Genomic DNA, 17893 nt, shown 5'->3' with positions numbered 1-17893 from the left:
ATCCCGACCATGACGCCACGTCCCCGTATCGCAATGGTGCTCGGCGACCCCGCCGGCATCGGCCCTGAACTGATTGCCCGGCTGCTGGCCGACCCCGTGGCCGCGCAGGCCCGCATCCTGCTGATCGCCGACCGCGAGGAATGGCGCCGCGCCATGCAGGTGGCCGGCGTCTCGCTGACGCTGCCCGAAGTGGACCGGCCCGACTTCCAGGGCACCGAGCAGGGCCCGCGGCTCCATCACTGGGCGCTCGACGGCAACCCCACCTATCCGCGCGGCGCCGCCAGCGCCGAGGGTGGCCGCTACTGCCTGGGCACGCTGCAGGTGGCGCTGAACCTGGCGCAGGCCGGCCAGGCCGACGCCATCCTGTTCGGCCCGCTCAACAAGAGTTCGATGCACGCGGCCGGCATGGGCCACAACGACGAGCTGCACTGGTTTGCCGAGCGGCTGGGCTACCGGGGCCCGTTCTGCGAGTTCAACGTGCTCGACGGGCTGTGGACGTCGCGCGTCACGTCGCACGTGGCCATTCGCGACGTGCCCGCGCTGATCACGCCGGAGCGCGTGCGCGACGCCATCGACCTGATCGACCACGCGCTGCGCCGGTCCGGCGTGGCCGCCCCGCGCATCGCCGTCTGCGGCCTGAACCCGCACAACGGCGACAACGGCGCCTTCGGCCGCGAGGAAATCGACGTGATCGGCCCGGCCGTGGCCGCCGCCCAGGCACGCGGCGTGGCCGCGCAGGGGCCCTTTCCGGCCGACACGATCTTCCTGAAGGTGCAGGGCGGGCCCGACGAACGCCAGTTCGACGCCATCGTCACGATGTACCACGACCAGGGCCAGATCGGCATCAAGCTGATGGGCTTCTCGCGCGGCGTGACCGTGCAGGGCGGCCTGCCCGTGCCAATCACCACGCCGGCGCACGGCACCGCGTTCGACATCGCGCAACAGGGCCGCGCCAACCCGGGCGCCACGCTGCAGGCGTTCCACCTGGCCTGCCAGATGGGCGCGCGCCGGCTGGCCGACGCCCGCGCCGCCTGACCCCGTCCCGCTCAAAGGAATCGACCATGAAGATCACCAACGTCCGCGCCCGCGTTTTCGAATGGAAGGGCAAGACCGTGCCGCCGCAGGCGCACTTCTGCACCAACGCCACCGACATCCTGTTCGACCGCGGCGACGCGATGGGGTCGTTCCGCTTTCACGGCTGGCTGGTGGTGGAGGTGGAAACCGACGACGGGCACGTCGGCATCGGCAACTGCGCGCTGGCGCCGCGCGTGGCCAAGCAGATCGTCGACCAGTACCTGGCGCCGATCGTGATCGGCCAGGACCCGTTCGACAACGAATACCTGTGGCAGAAGATGTACCGCCGCACCCACGCCTGGGGCCGCAAGGGCATCGGCATGGCCGCCATCTCGGCGGTGGACATCGCGCTGTGGGACCTCATGGGCAAGGCCACCGGCCGGCCCGTGTTCAAGCTGCTGGGCGGCCGCACCAAGGAAAAGATCTGGTGCTATGCGTCCAAGCTCTACAACAACGACGACCGCGACGCCTTCCTGGGCGAGGCGCAGCGCTACCTGGACCAGGGCTTCACGGCGATGAAGATGCGCTTCGGCTACGGCCCGCGCGACGGCGCCGCCGGCATGCAGAAGAACCTGGAACAGGTGCGGCTGCTGCGCGAGCTGGTGGGCGACGGCGTGGACATCATGCTGGAGTGCTACATGGGCTGGACGCTCGAATACGCCCGCCGCATGGTGCCGCGGCTGGCCGAGTTCAACCCGCGCTGGCTGGAGGAGCCGGTCATCGCCGACGACATCGAGGGCTACGCCGAACTGAAGAAGATGAGCCCGTTCCCGATCTCGGGCGGCGAGCACGAGTTCACGTCGTACGGATTCAAGGACCTGCTGGAACGCCGCGCGGTGGACGTGATCCAGTACGACACCAACCGCGTGGGCGGCATCACCGCCGCGCAGAAGATCAACGCCATGGCCGAGGCGTGGTCGGTGCCCGTGATCCCCCACGCCGGCCAGATGCACAACTACCACCTGACGATGGCGTCCACGGCGTCGCCAATGGCCGAGTTCTTCCCCGTGCACGACGTGGAGGTCGGCAACGAACTGTTCTACTACATCTTCAACGGGGAACCGGCGCCCGACAACGGCTTCCTGCAACTGGACGACAACGTCCCGGGCCTGGGGCTGACGCTGAACGACACGTACCTGGACGCGTTCGAGATCGTGGAGTAGCGGGCGGGGGCTGGCTAGCGGTCGCCGTAGTGGTAGCGGCAGCTAACGATCGAGACGGCCACGTCGTCGGCCTTGTAGACCAGCCGATTGGTATCGTCGATGCGGCGCGACCAGAAGCCGGTCAGGTTGCCCTTCAGCGGCTCCGGCTTGCCGATTCCCTCGAACGGGGACCGCCGCGCATCCTCGACAAGCTGGTTGATGCGCTTCAGGGTCTTCCGGTCCTGCCCCTGCCAGAACAGGTATTGCGCCCACGCATCCGCGGTGAACAGGATGTTGCGCGTCATTCGGTCGGGGTATCGGGGTCCAGAAGGGTGCGCGCTTTGGCCTCGCCGGCGCGCAACTGTTCGAGCGAACGCGACAGATGGGCGGCGTTGGCAGGGGAATTGAGCAGGTAGATGGTTTCGGCCCAGCTATCGTACTGGGCCTGCGACATGATTACCGCGTTGGGCGCGTCGCGGCGCGTGATCAGAACCGCCTCGTGGTCATCGATGGCCTGGTCGATCACGCCCTTGAGGTTGTTGCGGGCATCCGAGAAGTGGACGGTGCGCATCATTCAACTCCGGTACTTGTCCAATTAACTGTACAAGTATAGCGGCTATGGCGCGCCGGTCAAACGGCGGCGCGTCGGCCCGTTTGCGGGGCCGACGCGTTTTGCATCAGGCCGACTGCACCCGATACCGTTCGAGCCAGTGCGCGTACGGCGCCGGCAGGACCCACGACGGACGCTCCAGGCCCAGCTTCATGGCGGTCTGGTACGGCCAGTGCGGGTTGGACAGCATCGCGCGGCCCACCATCACGAGGTCCATCTGGCCCGCTTCGACCACGCGATTGGCCACCACGGGGTCGTCGATGCCCCACGACGACGCCACCGGCAGGCCCGCCTCGCGGTGCACGCGTTCGGCAATCGGGGCCAGGAATGCCGGGCCCCACGGGATCTGGGCGTCCGGCGTGGAAAAGCCCACGCTGACGTTGAGCATGTCCAGCCCGCCCTCGCGCATGGCGCGCACCAGTTCGATCGATTCGCGCAGCGTCTGCTCGTCGTTGCCGTCGTACTCGATGACGCCAAAGCGGGCGGTCAGCGGCAGGTTTTGCGGCCAGACTTCGCGCACGGCGGCCAGCGTTTCCAGCAGGAAGCGGCCCCGGCCGATGGCATCGTTGCCATAGGCGTCGGTGCGCGTATTGGCATGGACCGAGAAGAAGCTCTGCGCCAGATAGCCGTGCGCGAAGTGCAGTTCCAGCCACTGGAAGCCGGCGTCGCGGGCGCGCTTGGCGGCGGCCACGAAATCGGCCTGGACGCGCGCGATGTCTTCGGTCGTCATCGCCCTGGGTTCCTTGGGCAGATGGGCGCCAAACGGCTTGGCCGAAGGCGAGATGGTCTGCCAGCCGCGCGGGTCGCCTTCGGGGATATGGTCGTCGCCTTCCCACGGGCGGTTGGCGCTGGCCTTGCGGCCGGCATGGGCGATCTGGATGCCGGGCACGGCGCCGCCGGCCTTGATCGCCTCGGCGATGCGGGCCATGCCGACGGCCTGTTCGTCATTCCACAGCCCCGTGCATCCCGGCGAGATCCGGCCCTCCGGCGACACCGCCGTGGCCTCGACGATGACCAGCCCCGCGCCACCGCGCGCCAGTCCGGCGTAGTGCGACAGGTGCCAGTCGTTGGTGAAGCCGTCGATAGCGCTGTACTGGCACATCGGCGGCACCGCGATGCGGTTGCGCAGCGTGACGTCCTTGAGGGTAAACGGCGTGAAAAGTGCAGGCGTAGTCATGAAATTGTCGAGACGTGTTGCAATGCAGCGATAGTAGCGACGGGTCGCTATAATGAAAACCGTCTACGCCTTATCGCTTCAATAAGAGTTCATTATGCTTAACCCGCAATGGCTGCGTTCGTTTGCGATGCTGGCCCAGTCCGGCAGCTTCACCGGCGCCGCCGACGAACTGGGCCTGACACAGGCCGCCGTCAGCCAGCACATCCGCCATCTGGAAGAAGCGCTGGGCCCGCTGCTGATCCGCCGCCCGCGCGCGCTGGAACTGACGCCGGCCGGCAAGGCGCTGCTGGAATACTGCAGCGACATGGAGGTGGCCAACGACCGTCTGCGCGCCCGCCTCAGCGCCAATGCCGAAAGCGGCGTGGTCGGGCTGATCACGCCGGGCAGCATCGGCCTGTTCCTCTATCCGCGCCTGCTGGACCTGCAGGCGCGCACGCCGGGGCTGATCATCCGGCACCGCTTCGCGCCCGATGCCGAGGTGCTGGAAGGCGTGCTGCAGAACCGCTTCGACGTCGGGCTGGTATCGCTGAAGCCCGACGAGCCGCGTCTGGCGGCAAGCCCGTTCAGCGAGGAGCCGCTGGAGCTGGTCTACCCGGCCAGCGAACAGGTTGACGGCTGGGAGGATCTGCAGCGCATCGGTTTCGTCGACCATCCCGACGGCAAGACCATGGCCAACCGGCTGCTGAGCCGGCATTACCCCGGCAATCCGGGCGTCCATACGCTGCCGTGCCGGGGCTTCAGCAACCAGGTCAGCCTGATGCTGGAACCGGTGGCGCGCGGCTTTGGCTTTACCGTGATCCCGCGCTACGCACGCGAGGCGTTTGTGCAGCCGGACCGCATCCGCGTGCTGGACTGCCAGGCGCCCGTGATCGACAAGCTGTGGCTGATCCACCGCTCCGAGTGGTCGCTGCCGCCGCGCGTGGCGCGGGTGGTGGACTACCTGCGCACCCAGGTCAAGGCGGCGGCCTGAGGCTGTGCCGATGGCAGGCACCGGCTGCAGGATTTGCCAAGACACGCCGCCCGCGTTGCGATAGGCTGCGCGGCAGATTCCACCCCTGCCGTCCGCTTTTCGCCAACCGCCCCCACCCCACCATGCCGCGCCCCCTGCCCGCCTGGCTGCCCGCCATGGCCTTCGTCCTGATCTGGTCCACCGGCTTCATCGTCGGCAAGGCCGTGGTGCCGGTGGCCGATACCAGCCTGTTCCTGCTGGCCCGCTTTGCGCTGGCGACGCTGATGTTCGCGGCGGTGGCGGCGGCCGGCCGTGCCGCGTGGCCGCCGCTGGCGCAGGTGCCGCGCCATCTGCTGGCCGGCGCGCTGATGCAGGGCATCTACCTGTGCGCCGGCTATGGCGCCGTGGCGCACGGCCTGTCGCCGTCGATCATGGCGCTGCTGGGCGCGCTGCAGCCGCTGCTGACCGCGCTGCTTGCGATACCGCTGCTCAAGGAGCAGCCGACGTCGCGCACCTGGCTCGGGCTGGCGCTGGGCGCGCTGGGCGTGGGTCTGGTAGTCTTGCCCGCGATGCAGGCCGGTGCGCCGCACGCCGTCTCGCCGTGGATCGTGCTGGTGGGCGTGCTGGCGATCATTTCGATCACGATGGGAACGCTGCTCCAGAAAACCTCGATTGCCCGCGCGGATATCCGCGCCAGCTCGGCCTGGCAGAACGCCGGGGCGCTGCTGGTGGCCGCCGTCGTGGTGGCCGCGTCCGGCGGCATCGGCGGCCTGCGCTGGATGTCCGGCCCCACGCTGTGGGCCGCGCTGCTCTGGGCGGCCGTGGTGCTGTCCGGGCTGGGCACGTGGCTGCTGCTGGGCCTGGTACGGCGCGGACAGGCGGCCAACGCCGCCGCGCTGATGTTCCTGGCGCCGCCGCTGGCGGCCGTGCAGGCGGCGCTGCTGTTCGGCGACCGGCTGGGGCCGCTGCAGTGGTGCGGCATGGCCGTCGCCGGGGTCGGGGTCTGGCTGTGCCAGACACAGGGGAGGCAGCGCCATGCCGAAGCTCGTTGAGCATGCGTCTCCGCTGGTCGAGCCGCGCCGCTACCAGCGGCGGCCATTCGGCCATGCCCACGACTATCACCAACTCCTGTTCGGCGTCGATGGCGAGACCGAACTGGAAATCGACGGCCATGCGTACCGCGTCGACCGCACCCAGGGCCTCGTGATTCCCGCCGGGCATCACCACCTGTGCAGCGGCCTGCCCGACAACCTCCAGCTCGTGGCCGATTTCCCGTCCAGTTCGGTGGCCCTGCCAGCCCGTCTGATGGCCCGGCCGCGCATGTTCTCGATGGATGCCAGCTTTGCCGCGCAAGTGCGCCGGCTGGCGGCGGCGCCCGCTGGCAGCGGCATGGCCGCCCAGCACGCGTGGCAGCGCGCCGCCGCGCTGGCCGGCGGGCTGACGCGGATGCTCGGTCTCGATGACCGGCAGGCCGATGCCGCCGCGCGCTTTCCGGTGGCCGCCGTGGACCACTACCTGCGCGCCCACCTGGCCACGCCGCTGCGCGTCGACGCGCTGGCCGCGCGCATCGGCTGGGGTCCGCGCCGCTTCCACACGCTGTTCTGCGAAGCCTTTGGCGACACGCCGCACGGCTACCAGACACGGCTGCGGCTGGACCAGGCCGTGCAATGGCTGATGGCCGGCACGATGCCGCTGGCCGACATCGCGGCCGGCGTCGGCTATCCCGACCAGACCACCTTCACGCGCGCATTCGCGCGCCGCTTCGGCATGCCACCGGCCGCGTGGCGCAGCGCCGCCCTGCCCTCCGCTGCCTGACTGCAGTTTTTACAAAGGCAAGTAAGCCGCACACGACCGGCGCGCGCCACCCCACGGCGCCATGCGGCCGCCCGACCGGTACGAAACTTGCGCGGGCTACCGTTCGCCATGAGAAACGATGCCCCAGAATCCCTGCTGCGCCCGGGCCACAATTGCTGGCGCGTGGAGCCCAGCGCGCGCTTTGCGATGCTGGTGGACGCCGACGCCTACTTCCCCGCGCTGCGCGAGGCCCTGACGCGCGCCGAGCACAGCGTGTTCATCCTCGGATGGGACATCGACAGCCGCATGCGGCTGCTGCCCGACGCCCCCACCGACGGCCTGCCCGCCGAGCTGCGCGATTTCCTGAACGCGCTGTGCCGGCGCCGGCGCGGGCTGCGCATCTATGTGCTGAGCTGGGACTACGCGATGGTCTTCGCGCTGGAGCGCGAATTCCTGCCGTCGGCCAAGGAGCACTGGCAGACGCACCGCCGCCTGTCTTTCTGCCTGGACGGCAACCACCCGTCGGGCGCCTCGCACCACCAGAAGGTCGTCGTGATCGACCATCGCGTGGCGTTCGTGGGCGGCCTCGACCTGACCATCCGCCGCTGGGACACCCACCATCACCTGCCCGACGACCCGCGCCGCGTGGACCCCGACGGCAAGCCCTACCCGCCATTCCATGACGTGCAGTGCGTGGTCGATGGCCCGGCCGCGCGGGCGCTGGGCGACATGGCCGCGGAACGCTGGCTGCGCGCCACCGGGCGCCGCCCCCGCGTGCCGGCGCCGGATGCCCCCGTGGGCACCGATCCGTGGCCCGGGCAGGTCGTGCCCGACATCACCGACGTGCGCGTGGGCATCAGCCGCACCTATCCCGAACGGCCCGATTCGCCCGCCGTCAGCGAGATCCGCGCGCTGCACACCGACGCCATCGCCGCGGCGCGCGACAGCGTCTATCTCGAAAACCAGTACTTCAGCTCGGGGCTGATCGCCGACGCCTTCGAGGCAAGGCTGCGCGAGCCCGACGGGCCCGACATCGCGCTGGTATCGCGCCGAACCGAGAGCGGCTGGCTGGAAGAAGCGAGCATGGGCGTGCTGCGCGCGCGGCTCTATCGCGGCCTGCGCGAGGCGGACCCGGACGGCCGCTTCCAGCTCTATTGCCCGCACGTGCCGGACCTGGGCGATGCCTGCGTCAACGTGCACGCCAAGGTCATGGTGGTGGACGACCGCCTGCTGACCATCGGCTCCGCCAACCTCAGCAACCGCTCGTTCGGGCTCGATACCGAGTGCAACCTCGTCATCGAGTCCAACGGCGACGCCCGCATCGCGGCCGGCATCCGCGCCATGCGCGACCGCCTGCTGTGCGAGCACCTGGCCGTGACGCCCGAGGCGCTGGCGCAGGCGCTGGACACCCACGGCCGGCTGAACACCGCGCTGGCGGCGCTGTACCGGCCCGAGGGGCGCACGCTGCAGCCGTTCGTGCCGACCGTGCCCGAGAACATCGACGCCGCCCTGCCCGATGCGGGGCTGCTGGACCCGATGGAGCCGATCGACCCGGACGAGATCGTGTCCGAGTTCGTCGGCCAGGAAGGCCGGCCGCGCGTGGCCAACCGCGTGGTCATGCTGCTGGCGCTGGTGCTGTTCGTTGCCGGCGTGGTGTTCGCGTGGCGCTACACGCCGCTGCGCGAATGGACCGATTTTCGCCAGTTGCTGGCCACCGTCCAGCAGCTCGATGACCAGCCGTTTGCCCCGCTGGCGATGCTGGGCGCGTTCGTGGCCGGCGGGCTGGCGCTGTTCCCGGTGACCGTGCTGATCGTGGTCACGCTGGTGGTGTTCGGCCCGCTCTATGGCGCGGCCATCGCGCTGGGCGGCACGGTGCTGAGCACGGCCGCCACCTATACCGTGGGCCGCGTGATCGGCCGCAACGCCGTGCAGCGGTTTGGCGGCCGGCGGCTGAACCGGCTGACGCAGCAGGTGGGCAAGCACGGGCTGCTGGCGATGGTGGTGCTGCGGCTGGTGCCGGTGGCGCCGTTCACGCTGGTCAACCTCGTGGTGGGGGCGTCGCGCATCCGGCTGCGGGATTGCCTGCTGGGCACGGCCATCGGCATGTCGCCGGGCATCATCGTGTCGGCGTCGCTGGTGGACCGCATTGCCGCCGTCGCGCGCGATCCCGGCGCGGCCAGCTTTGCATGGCTGGGCGTGGTGCTGCTGATTCCGCTTGGCCTGTGGTGGGTGCTGCGGCGCCGGCGCCAGCGGCGCGCGCAGGCGTCGGAGGCGGCCCTGCGCAGTGGCGCGGGCGCGGCGCGGTGCTGCCCGCCGCCGTCTGGCCAGGGGGCGCGATGAACGCACCGGATACCCGGCCCATGACCCATCACGCCACGCCGCACGGCGCGCTCCACGCGGAGATCGCCGTGGCGAGCTACAACATCCACGGGGGCGTCGGCACCGACGGCCACTTCGTGCCCAAGCGCATCTGCGAGGTGCTGCACGAACTGCGCGCCGACCTGATCGCGCTGCAGGAGGTGGAAACGCGCGGCACCGGCTTCGACATGCTGCGCTTCCTGTCCCAGCACACGGGGCTGCACGCCATACCGGGGCCCACGCTGGTGCGCGACGACGGCGACTACGGCAACGCGCTGCTGACGCGCTACCGGCCGCTGGCCGTGCGGCACATCGACCTCAGCGTCAGGGGCTGCGAGCCGCGCGGCGCCATCGACGCCCAGCTTGAATGCAATGCCATCGAGTCCGGCACGTTCGCGCTGCGCGTGATCGCCACGCACCTGGGGCTGCGGCCCGGCGAGCGCCGCTGGCAGGTCAAGCGGCTGCTGACCGCACTGGCCGAGGCGCCCGAGCAGCCCACCATCCTGCTGGGCGACGTGAACGAGTGGTTCCTGTGGGGGCGCCCGCTGCGCTGGCTCCATGCTTACTTCGAGCGCACGCCGCACGTGTCGACGTTTCCGTCGCGCATGCCGTTCCTGGCGCTCGACCGCATCTGGACTTCGCCACGCGCGCACCTGGTGGCGGTGACCAGCCATCGCACGGCGCTGTCGCGCCTGGCGTCTGACCATCTGCCGCTGCTGGCGCGCATGCGGCTCACGTCGCGCTAGCCGCTGCATCGCAATATAGGCGGGCCTGCACGGCGGCCCGGCGCATGGCCTGCCTGCCTTGCCGCATGGCCGCAATACGGGTATTTCGCTAGGCCCCCGCGCTAGATTGGGGACATGGCGCTGCCTATACTGACTTGCGCAGCGTGCATGGTAACGAGCGTGGACGTGTGCTGCCGATAACAACGGGCAGGCGAAGGGTGGCCCCGGGAGGATGCCGCCGAAGGTCGAGTCGATACGGCCTGCCCATGAACAGGAAAAGTGGAGATGGGCATGCCCAGCGAACAGTTCCTTGCTACCCAGGAAACCCGCCGCTCGGGGCTGCGTGCCCTGCGGGCGGCATTGCTCCAGGTCCACAAGGAGGTCATCGGCTACGACCGGGGCCAGTACGAGAGACTGCATGGCCCGATTCCCGCCGGACAGTTTGTGCAGCTGGTGACCGAGGAATCGTTCTTCCGCTGGCTCGATCCGCTGTCGCGCCTGATCATCGAGATCGACGAGGAACTGGACGGCGACGAGCATCACGACGAAACCTGCCGCGCCGTGGCCGGCGCCACGCAGAAGCTGTTCAGCGAGCAGGGCGACGAACTGTTCCGCAAGCGCTACCAGGAAGCGCTGCAAGACGAGGCGTCGGTCACCGTGGCGCACGGCCGGCTGATGTCCGTCATCGGCCAGCTCCGCCAGCTACCGTAAGCCACCCAGGGCCGCGCTCAGCGGCCCCGTCCGCCTCCCCTGCCGCCGCCACGTCCGCCGTAGGCGCCGCCATATCCCCCGCCGCCATAGCCGCCACCCCGGTAGCCCCCGCCGCCGTGGTACCCCCCGCGATAGCCGCCGTGGTATCCCCCGTGGTATCCGCCGCGATAGCCGCCGCGATAACCGCCGTAATACCCGCCCCGATAGCCGTAGTACCCGCGATAGCCGTAGTAGCCCCGGTAGCCGCAGCAGCCATAGCCTAGCCAGATGCTGGTGGAATACGGCCAGCCGCCGTAGCTGTAGGGATAGCCGTAGGGGTAGCCGCCGTAATACCCGCCGTAGTAGGCCGGATAACCGGTGTAGGTGGTGTAGGACGATCCCGTGCCGGTGTAGCTGGCATAGCCGGTGTAGCCGCTGCCGTAATAGCTGGCGTAGCCCGCGTCGTAGCCGGGATAGGTCACGCAGCCGGACAGCATCAGGGCAAACCCGGCCAGGGCTCCGGCCAGCGTCTTGCGTTTGGCACCCATTCCCTTCTCCACTTGGGCAGGTCTGGCCGTCCTGCGTTGCCCGGCGTCCTGTCCCTTTGGATTCTATTGCTTATTCAGAGGCAGACAAGCTCGCCCGGCGCCGGGGCGCCTGCTACAGCGCCTGGCCCAGCGCGCCGCCAAACCGGTAGCGGCCGCCCGGGTGCCACAGCACCACCACCGACGCCACCGCGCCCTGCGAGAACGTGCGCCGGCGCAGCACCAGCGCCGGCTCCGTCTGCGCGATGGCCAGCATCTCGGCCACGTCGGCCGTGGGCAGCAGCGCCTCGATCTGGTACTCGGCCCGCTGCAGCGGCGCCACGCGCATCAGGTGCTCGTTCGGTGTGATGGCGCCAAAGTCGGCCTCCATGTAGTCCGGCGCCAGCGCCGGGTTGACCCAGCGGTCTTCCACCTGGATCGGCGCGTCGTTCTCGAAGTGGACGATGACCGAATGGAACAGCGTGCTGCGCTCCGCCACGCCGAACTGCGCGGCCAGGGCCCGCGTGGCGCGCTGCCGCTCCAGCCGGTACAGGCTGCTGCGGTGCCGATGGCCGCGCGCGCGGATTTCCTCGGCAATCGAGCGGATCTCCACCACGGTGGCCTGGTAGCGCTGCTGCGCCACGAACGTGCCGGCGCCCTTGCGCCGCACCAGGATCTGCTCGGCCTCCAGTTCGTTCAGCGCGCGGTTCACGGTCATGCGCGACACCGCGAACGTCTCGGCCAGCCGCAGCTCGGGCGGGATGGCGTCGCCCTCGCGCCAGACCCCGGCGGCAATCTGGTCCTGCACGTAGTCCTTGATGCGCTGGAACGCCGGCGCGGGCGGGTTGCTGGGTCGGACGGTCGGGCGTGTCGGCATGCAGGCTCCCGGCTGCGGGTGGGTGGACGATCGGATCAGGCGGCCGCGCGTGGGCCATGTCGGGGAAAAGCGCCGCGTGCCACGCATGGCCATGCACAGCGCCAGTGCCACGCGGCACCGCGCGCGTGCCGCCCCGCATCTTATGAGAAATCCGCTTTCCGATATGCGAAAAGTTGTCTATACAGTATCGGACGGCTTCCGTAAGATCAGTCTATACAAGTCGGCCGGCAGCACAAGGGCCGCACGGCGTCGCCGGGTCAACGATCGAAGTGCCATGACGGGGAGAATTGCGTGAACCGTTGCGTAAGAAGGCCGGCCATCGGATGGCGGCTGTGGATGGCCGTGCCGGCCGTGGCCTCCGTGCTCGCGGCGCTGCCGCGTCCCGCGTCGGCGCAGCCCGATGACTATCCGTCCCGCCCCGTGCGCGTGGTTGTGCCGTTCGCGGCCGGCGGCGTGGCCGATGCGCTGCCGCGGCTGATCGGGCAGAAGCTGTCGGAGCGCTGGGGCAAGCCCGTGGTGATCGACAACAAGCCCGGCGCGGCCGGCAACATCGGCATGGAAGCCGTGGCACGCGCCGCGCCCGATGGCTATACGCTGGGGCTGGCGCCGGCCGGCAACCTGACCGTCAACCCGATCCTGTTCCGCAAGCTCAGCTTCGAGACACGCGACTTCGTACCCGTGACGATGCTGGCGGCCTCGCCCAACGTGCTGGTCGTCAATCCGTCGGTGCCGGCGCGCTCGCTCAAGGACCTCGTGGCCTACGCCCGCACGCACCCGGGCGAGCTGAACTTTGCCTCGCCCGGCAACGGCAGCGGCGCGCATCTGGCCGGCGAACTGCTGAACCTCGAAGCGGGCGTCAAGACCGTGCACGTGCCGTACAACGGCATGGCGCCGGCGCTCAACGACGTGCTGGCCGGCCAGGTGCAGATGATGTTCGGCGGCATCTCCACCGTGCTCCAGCACATCCGCACCGGCAAGCTGGTGCCGCTGGCCGTGGCCGGGCCGCGCCGGCTGCCGCAGTTGCCCAACGTGCCGACCGTCGCCGAATCGGGCTATCCGGGCTTCGACGTGACGTCGTGGTACGGGCTGGTGGCGCCCAAGGGCACGCCGGAGGCCGTGGTACGCAAGTGGCAGGCCGACGTGGCCACCGTGCTGCGCGACCCCGACGTGCGCCAGAAGCTAGACGGCCTGGGCCTGGAGCCGGTGGGCAACACCAGCCAGGCGTTCGGCGACACCATCGCCACCGAGACCACGAAATGGCGCGCGATCGTGCATCGCGCCAACATTCCCCCGCTGCAGTAAGGAGACGCCCCGTGAACCCGTTGTACCTGACCTACCTGAACGGCCCCGACGTGGCCGAGCTGGCGCTGACCGACGCCGAGATCCTGGCCGCCGTGGAAGCGGCACTGGCCGCCCAGGGCCGCGGCGAGACCGTGATCGAGCCGCGCGTGCACCTGGTGCCGGAATCGTCGGACAAGGGCCACTTCAACGTGCTGCGCGGCTTTATCAAGCCGCTGCACGTGGCCGGGGTGAAGGTGGTGTCCGACTATGTCGACAACTACCGGCACGGGCTGCCGTCCGAGATGGCGCTGCTGAACCTGTTCGACCCCGACAACGGCGTGCCGCTGGCCGTGATCGACGCCACGGCCATCACCGACATGCGCACCGGCGCCGTGACCGCGCTGGGCGCCAGGCATCTGGCGCGCCGGGGCAGCAAGGTGCTGGGGCACATCGGCGCGCGCGGCACGTCGTACTGGAACGTGCGGCTGCTCGACTCGCTGTTCGATTTCGACGAGATCCGCGTCCATTCCCGCCGGCCCGAGAGCCGCGACGCGTTTGCCGCGCGGCTGACACGCGACCTCGGCAAGCCCGTGACGGTGACCGAGGACTGGGAATCGTGCGTGCGCGGCGCCGATATCGTGGTGGAGGCGTCGCGGCTGCCCAAGCCGCAGCCGATGCTGCTGACCGAGTGGATCCAGCCCGGCGCGCTGGTGATTCCGTACGGCACGATGAGCGCCGTGGAGCTGTCGCTGACCGACATCATGAGCAAGATGGTGGTGGACGACTGGGGCCAGTGCCGCAAGGGCCTGCCGTTCGGCGCGCTGCGCCAGCACGTGGACAGCGGCCGGCTGAACGAGGAAAACCTGCACGCCGAGCTGGGCCAGATCGTGGCCGGGCTGAAGCCGGGGCGCGAGCGCGACGACGAGACGATCCTGTTCTGGCACCGCGGGCTTTCCACCACCGACATCGCGCTGGGCCACGCCATGCTGACCAAGGCGCGCGCCAAGGGCCTGGGCCAGACGCTGCGCTTTGCCTGAGATGGCGGCCGGCATCGCGTCGTTCCGCATGTACAACGCCACGCCGGCCGTCGCGGCGGCGTGGCAGGCCCTGTTTGCGCGGGTGTTTGCCGACCTGTCCTGGCCGGTGGCGATCGTGCCGCACGCCTGGCCCGCGCCGCTGCCCGAGCTCTGGCAGCGGCCGGACCTCGTGTGCGGCTTCATGTGCGGGCTGCCTTTCGCGCAACGCGTGGCGCCCGTGGTGCCGCTGGTGGCGCCGGTGCCATCGCCGGCCGCATACGGCGGCCAGCCGCGCTACCGCAGCGAACTGCTGGTGCGGGCGGATGCAGGCTGGCAGCGCATCGACGACACGTTCGGCCACCGCATCGGCTGGATGGCGCGCCATTCGCAGTCGGGCTACCACGCGGCGCGCCATCTGCTGGCGCCCAGCGCCCAGACGCATGGCGCGCCGCTGTTCCGTGCCTCGGTCGGCCCGCTCGACACGCCGATGCGGGCGCTGACGGCCTTGCGCGACGGCGAGATCGACGTCACCGCGCTGGACAGCTATTTCCTCGATCTGCTGCGCCGGCACGCGCCCGACCGGCTCGACGGCCTGCACACCGTCGCCTGCACGCCGTGGACGCCCAATCCGCTGCTGGTGGCGTCCACCACGCTGGACGACGCCGCCCGCGCGACGCTGATCGACCGGCTCTGCGGCCTGCACGCCGACGCGGCCTATGCGCCGCTGCTCGACGCCGTGCTGGTGGCGCGCTTTGTGCGCCCCGACCCCGCCGCCTACGCGCCGCTGGCCGTGGCGGCAGCCAGCAACAACGGCGGCTATCCCGAACTGGCCTGACCCTGCGGCGGCCCGCGCCACGTTAGAATGGGCGCGACCGCCCCCAACCCGCCGAACGGACCGCCCCCCGCCATGTCGTCCACGCCGATGAGTTTCGAAGATGCCATCCGTACCGCCGGTGTCGGCAAGTTCCAGTACCGGCTGTTCGTGATTTTCGGGCTGGTGTGGATGGCCGACGCGATGCAGGTGCTGTCCATCGGCTTCAGCGCGCCATCGATTGCCGCCACCTTCGGCGTCACGGTGCCGCAGGCGCTGCAGACCGGCACCGCGTTCTTCGTCGGCATGCTGATGGGCGCCTTCTGCTTCGGCCGCATTGCCGACCGCATCGGCCGGCGCCCGGCGCTGATGCTGGCCGTCATCATCGACGCGGCCTGCGGCGTGGCCTCGGCATTCGCGCCCAGCCTGGGCTGGCTGATGGTGCTGCGGCTGCTGACCGGCATCGGCGTGGGCGGCACGCTGCCCGTGGACTACACGATGCTGGCCGAATTCCTGCCACGCGACCGCCGCGGCCGCTGGCTGGTGCTGCTGGAATCGTTCTGGGCGCTGGGCACCATCTGCCTGGCGATGCTGGCCCTGGCGGCCGGCGCCCACGGCAACGACGCCTGGCGCATCATCTTCTTCGTCACCGGCATTCCGGCGCTGGTTGGCCTGATCCCGCGCATGTACGTGCCCGAGTCGCCGCTGTTCCTGAACCGCAACGGCAAGTCGGAACAGGCGCGGCAGGTGCTGGAGCGCGTGGCGTCCACCAACGGCCGGCGGGTGTCCATTCCCCCGCTGCAGTCCGAAACCCCCGAGCGGGCGTCGATCTTCATGCTGTTCGGCGCCACGTTCCGCCGCCGCACCGTGGGGCTGGTGCTGGCCTGGCTGCTGATCTCGATTGCCTACTACGCGGTGTTCGTCTACCTGCCGATCCGGCTCAGCAGTTCCGGCTTTGGCTGGATGCGCGGGCAGGTGTTCCTGGTGGTGCTGGCGCTGGTGCAGCTACCCGGCTATGCGCTGGCGGCCTACGGCGTGGAGCGCTGGGGCCGCAAGCCGACGCTGATCGGCTTCCTGCTGCTCAGCGCGGCCGGCTGCATGCTCTACAGCCTGGGGACGTCGACCACGGTGGTGGTGGGCTCCACGCTGCTGATGAGCTTTGCGCTGCTGGGCACCTGGGGCGCGTTGTACGCGTTCACGCCCGAGGTCTACCCGACCAACCTGCGCGCCACCGGCATGGGCACGGCCGGCGCCGTGGCCCGCTTTGGCGGCCTGTTCGCGCCGGCCATCATCGCCCCGGTCATGGCCACGCACTTCACGCTGGCGCTGGCGATGATTTCCGCCATGCTGGCCGCGGCGGCGCTGGCGGTGGGGTCGGTCAACGTGGAATCGCGCAACCGGGCGCTCGACTGACGGTTTTGCCTTGCGCAGCAGGCCCCGGGCGCCTACCTTGGCTCAGGGGTCGCGGCATGCGGCGGCGGCCCCCGCCCCTGGGAGCCCACCAATGAGGAAACTGATCGTCTCCACCTTCGTCTCGCTCGACGGCGTCATGCAGGCGCCGGGCGGCCCCGAGGAAGACCCCGCCGGCGGCTTTGCGTTCGGCGGCTGGACGTTCCCGTTCTGGGACGACACCATGGGCCAGGACATGAAGGGGCTGGACGGCAAGGACCGTGAGCTGCTGCTGGGCCGCAGGACCTACGAGATTTTTGCCGCGTACTGGCCATACCAGCCGGCCGACGACCCCATCGCCAGCACCTTCAACGCCACGCGCAAGCACGTGGCGTCGCGCACGCTGACGTCGCTGGAGTGGGACAACGCGGCGCTGCTGCAGGGCGACGTGGCCGCCGCGGTGGCCGCGCTGAAGGCCGAAGCGGGCAAGGACCTGCAGGTCATCGGCAGCGGCAACCTGATCCAGACGCTGCGCGCCGCGTCCCTGGTCGACGAATACAACGTCTGGACCTTCCCGGTGGTGCTGGGCCACGGCAAGCGGCTGTTCGAGCCCGATACCCGGCCCGGAGCGCTCAAGCTGGTGGAATCGCGGACGTCCGGCTCGGGCGTGGTGATGAGCACCTACGTGCCGGCCGGCGACGTGCCGGCCGGGTCGTTCGCCCAGGCCACGCCCAGCGCGCGGGAGCTGGCGCGGCGCGAAAAATGGCAGCGCGAGGCCGGTTGAGCCCGCGCCGCGCGCTCGGTGCCCGGCTCAGTGCTCGGTGGTCCGCAGCAGCGACGTGTCGTAGCCCAGCGCGGCCACGCGCCTGACCAGGAAGTCGGCCAGTTCCGGCGACGGCCGGGCGTCGCGCGTGAGGATCCACAGGAAGCGGCCGGACGGCTCGCCGACGATGGACCACGCGTAGTCGTCGCAATGGTCGAGCACCCAGTAGTCGCCAAAGAAGAACGGGCCGAAGAACGACACTTCCAGCTTGGCGTTGCCGCTGCCCGGCACCACGCGGGCGCGGCCTTCCGAGACCCGCGCCTCGCCGCCGGCGCAGCCTTCATGGCACGTGTTGCGCACGCCGATCAGGCCGTCGTCGCGCAGCGTGTATTCGGCGGTCACGCCTTCGCAGCCACGCTCGAAGCCGTTCTCGTAGCGGGCGTACTCGTACCATTGGCCCAGGTAGCGGTCCAGGTCCACGGCCTTGGCCGGTTCGGGCACGGCCACGTTGCCGCGCTTGCCGCCCGAGAACTTGCCGTACGCCTTGGCCGCGAACGCGGCGCCCACCAGGGCCACGCCGGCTGCCGCCAGCGGCATCATTGACTTTCTCACGGTCCACCTCCGGGATCAGATCGTCGGAAATCTCGACATTCCCGTCGATTCTGCGGCGCGCGGCCGTTGCCGCTGCATCGGACGCCGGCCGGCACGGCGCG

The 17893-nt window shown here is 70.1% G+C and carries 19 protein-coding genes; 13 read left to right on the top strand and 6 right to left on the bottom strand.

Annotation, left to right across the window (positions count from 1 at the left end; all coding sequences use genetic code 11):
* Positions 1 to 9: 9 nt before the first annotated feature.
* Together EHF44_RS25910 and EHF44_RS25905 are read left to right on the top strand one after the other, a co-directional pair.
* The gene (locus tag EHF44_RS25910; protein ID WP_124686531.1) at positions 10 to 1035 is read left to right on the top strand and encodes a 4-hydroxythreonine-4-phosphate dehydrogenase PdxA; all 1026 of its coding nucleotides are present in this window, start codon (positions 10 to 12) and stop codon (positions 1033 to 1035) included.
* Between the two features lie 26 nt (positions 1036 to 1061).
* Positions 1062 to 2237, top strand: coding sequence for an L-rhamnonate dehydratase (locus tag EHF44_RS25905; RefSeq protein WP_124686530.1), 1176 nt, complete (start codon positions 1062 to 1064; stop codon positions 2235 to 2237).
* 14 nt (positions 2238 to 2251) lie between these two features.
* Here the strand turns inward: EHF44_RS25905 and EHF44_RS25900 are convergent, their stop codons facing one another.
* The 3 genes from EHF44_RS25900 to EHF44_RS25890 form a co-directional block, all read right to left on the bottom strand.
* The gene (locus EHF44_RS25900; RefSeq protein ID WP_124686529.1) at positions 2252 to 2521 is read right to left on the bottom strand and encodes a Txe/YoeB family addiction module toxin; all 270 of its coding nucleotides are present in this window, start codon (positions 2519 to 2521) and stop codon (positions 2252 to 2254) included.
* Positions 2518 to 2787, bottom strand: a complete 270-nt coding sequence (locus tag EHF44_RS25895) for a type II toxin-antitoxin system Phd/YefM family antitoxin (protein WP_124686782.1) — start codon at positions 2785 to 2787, stop codon at positions 2518 to 2520. Before EHF44_RS25895 ends, EHF44_RS25900 begins: the two co-directional genes overlap by 4 nt.
* A 106-nt stretch (positions 2788 to 2893) precedes the next feature.
* Complete coding sequence (locus EHF44_RS25890) at positions 2894 to 4003, bottom strand: NADH:flavin oxidoreductase/NADH oxidase (RefSeq protein WP_124686528.1); 1110 nt, start codon at positions 4001 to 4003, stop codon at positions 2894 to 2896.
* Between the two features lie 94 nt (positions 4004 to 4097).
* On the opposite strand from EHF44_RS25890, the gene EHF44_RS25885 reads away from it, so the two are divergent.
* The 6 genes from EHF44_RS25885 to EHF44_RS25860 all read left to right on the top strand — a co-directional run bounded on the left by EHF44_RS25885 (position 4098) and on the right by EHF44_RS25860 (position 10540).
* Positions 4098 to 4973: a LysR family transcriptional regulator gene (locus EHF44_RS25885; RefSeq protein ID WP_124686527.1), complete on the top strand. Its 876-nt coding sequence runs from the start codon at positions 4098 to 4100 to the stop codon at positions 4971 to 4973.
* Between the two features lie 122 nt (positions 4974 to 5095).
* Positions 5096 to 6004 carry a DMT family transporter gene (locus EHF44_RS25880; protein WP_124686526.1) on the top strand — a complete coding sequence of 303 codons (909 nt, stop codon included), beginning with the start codon at positions 5096 to 5098 and terminating at the stop codon, positions 6002 to 6004.
* Positions 5988 to 6767 (top strand): AraC family transcriptional regulator, encoded by a 780-nt coding sequence (locus EHF44_RS25875; RefSeq protein ID WP_124686525.1) that lies wholly within the window; start codon positions 5988 to 5990, stop codon positions 6765 to 6767. Before EHF44_RS25880 ends, EHF44_RS25875 begins: the two co-directional genes overlap by 17 nt.
* A gap of 108 nt (positions 6768 to 6875) precedes the next feature.
* Positions 6876 to 9086, top strand: coding sequence for a VTT domain-containing protein (locus EHF44_RS25870; protein ID WP_124686524.1), 2211 nt, complete (start codon positions 6876 to 6878; stop codon positions 9084 to 9086).
* Positions 9087 to 9106: 20 nt separating this feature from the next.
* Positions 9107 to 9850, top strand: a complete 744-nt coding sequence (locus EHF44_RS25865) for an endonuclease/exonuclease/phosphatase family protein (RefSeq protein WP_253700226.1) — start codon at positions 9107 to 9109, stop codon at positions 9848 to 9850.
* A 264-nt stretch (positions 9851 to 10114) separates the two neighbouring features.
* On the top strand, positions 10115 to 10540 hold the full coding sequence (locus EHF44_RS25860) for a hypothetical protein (protein WP_124686522.1): 426 nt from the start codon (positions 10115 to 10117) through the stop codon (positions 10538 to 10540).
* 17 nt (positions 10541 to 10557) lie between these two features.
* Here EHF44_RS25860 and EHF44_RS25855 read toward each other — a convergent pair whose 3' ends face one another.
* Both EHF44_RS25855 and hutC read right to left on the bottom strand, forming a co-directional pair.
* Entirely contained in the window at positions 10558 to 11067 is a 510-nt protein-coding gene (locus EHF44_RS25855; protein ID WP_124686521.1) for a hypothetical protein, read from the bottom strand.
* Positions 11068 to 11179: 112 nt separating this feature from the next.
* Positions 11180 to 11920, bottom strand: a complete 741-nt coding sequence (hutC, locus tag EHF44_RS25850; protein WP_124686520.1) for a histidine utilization repressor — start codon at positions 11918 to 11920, stop codon at positions 11180 to 11182.
* A gap of 291 nt (positions 11921 to 12211) precedes the next feature.
* Between hutC and EHF44_RS25845 the strand changes: the two genes are divergently transcribed.
* The 5 genes from EHF44_RS25845 (at position 12212) to EHF44_RS25825 (ending at position 17201) form a co-directional block, all read left to right on the top strand.
* A complete protein-coding gene (locus tag EHF44_RS25845) occupies positions 12212 to 13222 on the top strand; it encodes a Bug family tripartite tricarboxylate transporter substrate binding protein (RefSeq protein WP_253700224.1) in 1011 nt (336 codons plus the stop codon).
* An 11-nt stretch (positions 13223 to 13233) separates the two neighbouring features.
* Positions 13234 to 14238 carry an ornithine cyclodeaminase family protein gene (locus EHF44_RS25840; protein WP_124686519.1) on the top strand — a complete coding sequence of 335 codons (1005 nt, stop codon included), beginning with the start codon at positions 13234 to 13236 and terminating at the stop codon, positions 14236 to 14238.
* A 1-nt stretch (position 14239) separates the two neighbouring features.
* A complete protein-coding gene (locus tag EHF44_RS25835; RefSeq protein ID WP_124686780.1) occupies positions 14240 to 15052 on the top strand; it encodes a phosphate/phosphite/phosphonate ABC transporter substrate-binding protein in 813 nt (270 codons plus the stop codon).
* Between the two features lie 72 nt (positions 15053 to 15124).
* Positions 15125 to 16441, top strand: a complete 1317-nt coding sequence (locus EHF44_RS25830) for an MFS transporter (RefSeq protein ID WP_124686518.1) — start codon at positions 15125 to 15127, stop codon at positions 16439 to 16441.
* Between the two features lie 91 nt (positions 16442 to 16532).
* A complete protein-coding gene (locus EHF44_RS25825; RefSeq protein WP_124686517.1) occupies positions 16533 to 17201 on the top strand; it encodes a dihydrofolate reductase family protein in 669 nt (222 codons plus the stop codon).
* Between the two features lie 27 nt (positions 17202 to 17228).
* On the opposite strand, the gene EHF44_RS25820 is transcribed toward EHF44_RS25825, so the two are convergent.
* A complete protein-coding gene (locus tag EHF44_RS25820) occupies positions 17229 to 17777 on the bottom strand; it encodes a lipocalin family protein (RefSeq protein WP_124686779.1) in 549 nt (182 codons plus the stop codon).
* Positions 17778 to 17893: the final 116 nt, after the last annotated feature.

Origin of the sequence: Cupriavidus pauculus (assembly GCF_003854935.1) — a bacterium.
Taxonomy (GTDB): domain Bacteria; phylum Pseudomonadota; class Gammaproteobacteria; order Burkholderiales; family Burkholderiaceae; genus Cupriavidus; species Cupriavidus pauculus_C.
This window is presented reverse-complemented; position numbering and strand designations above follow the sequence as displayed.

Coding starts and splice junctions, on each gene's coding strand:
- EHF44_RS25910 (WP_124686531.1), top strand. CDS start 10: ATGACGCCACGTCCCCGTATCGCAATGGTGCTCGGCGACCCCGCCGGC.
- EHF44_RS25905 (WP_124686530.1), top strand. CDS start 1,062: ATGAAGATCACCAACGTCCGCGCCCGCGTTTTCGAATGGAAGGGCAAG.
- EHF44_RS25900 (WP_124686529.1), bottom strand. CDS start 2,521: ATGACGCGCAACATCCTGTTCACCGCGGATGCGTGGGCGCAATACCTG.
- EHF44_RS25895 (WP_124686782.1), bottom strand. CDS start 2,787: ATGCGCACCGTCCACTTCTCGGATGCCCGCAACAACCTCAAGGGCGTG.
- EHF44_RS25890 (WP_124686528.1), bottom strand. CDS start 4,003: ATGACTACGCCTGCACTTTTCACGCCGTTTACCCTCAAGGACGTCACG.
- EHF44_RS25885 (WP_124686527.1), top strand. CDS start 4,098: ATGCTTAACCCGCAATGGCTGCGTTCGTTTGCGATGCTGGCCCAGTCC.
- EHF44_RS25880 (WP_124686526.1), top strand. CDS start 5,096: ATGCCGCGCCCCCTGCCCGCCTGGCTGCCCGCCATGGCCTTCGTCCTG.
- EHF44_RS25875 (WP_124686525.1), top strand. CDS start 5,988: ATGCCGAAGCTCGTTGAGCATGCGTCTCCGCTGGTCGAGCCGCGCCGC.
- EHF44_RS25870 (WP_124686524.1), top strand. CDS start 6,876: ATGAGAAACGATGCCCCAGAATCCCTGCTGCGCCCGGGCCACAATTGC.
- EHF44_RS25865 (WP_253700226.1), top strand. CDS start 9,107: ATGACCCATCACGCCACGCCGCACGGCGCGCTCCACGCGGAGATCGCC.
- EHF44_RS25860 (WP_124686522.1), top strand. CDS start 10,115: ATGGGCATGCCCAGCGAACAGTTCCTTGCTACCCAGGAAACCCGCCGC.
- EHF44_RS25855 (WP_124686521.1), bottom strand. CDS start 11,067: ATGGGTGCCAAACGCAAGACGCTGGCCGGAGCCCTGGCCGGGTTTGCC.
- hutC (WP_124686520.1), bottom strand. CDS start 11,920: ATGCCGACACGCCCGACCGTCCGACCCAGCAACCCGCCCGCGCCGGCG.
- EHF44_RS25835 (WP_124686780.1), top strand. CDS start 14,240: ATGGCGGCCGGCATCGCGTCGTTCCGCATGTACAACGCCACGCCGGCC.
- EHF44_RS25830 (WP_124686518.1), top strand. CDS start 15,125: ATGTCGTCCACGCCGATGAGTTTCGAAGATGCCATCCGTACCGCCGGT.
- EHF44_RS25825 (WP_124686517.1), top strand. CDS start 16,533: ATGAGGAAACTGATCGTCTCCACCTTCGTCTCGCTCGACGGCGTCATG.
- EHF44_RS25820 (WP_124686779.1), bottom strand. CDS start 17,777: ATGCCGCTGGCGGCAGCCGGCGTGGCCCTGGTGGGCGCCGCGTTCGCG.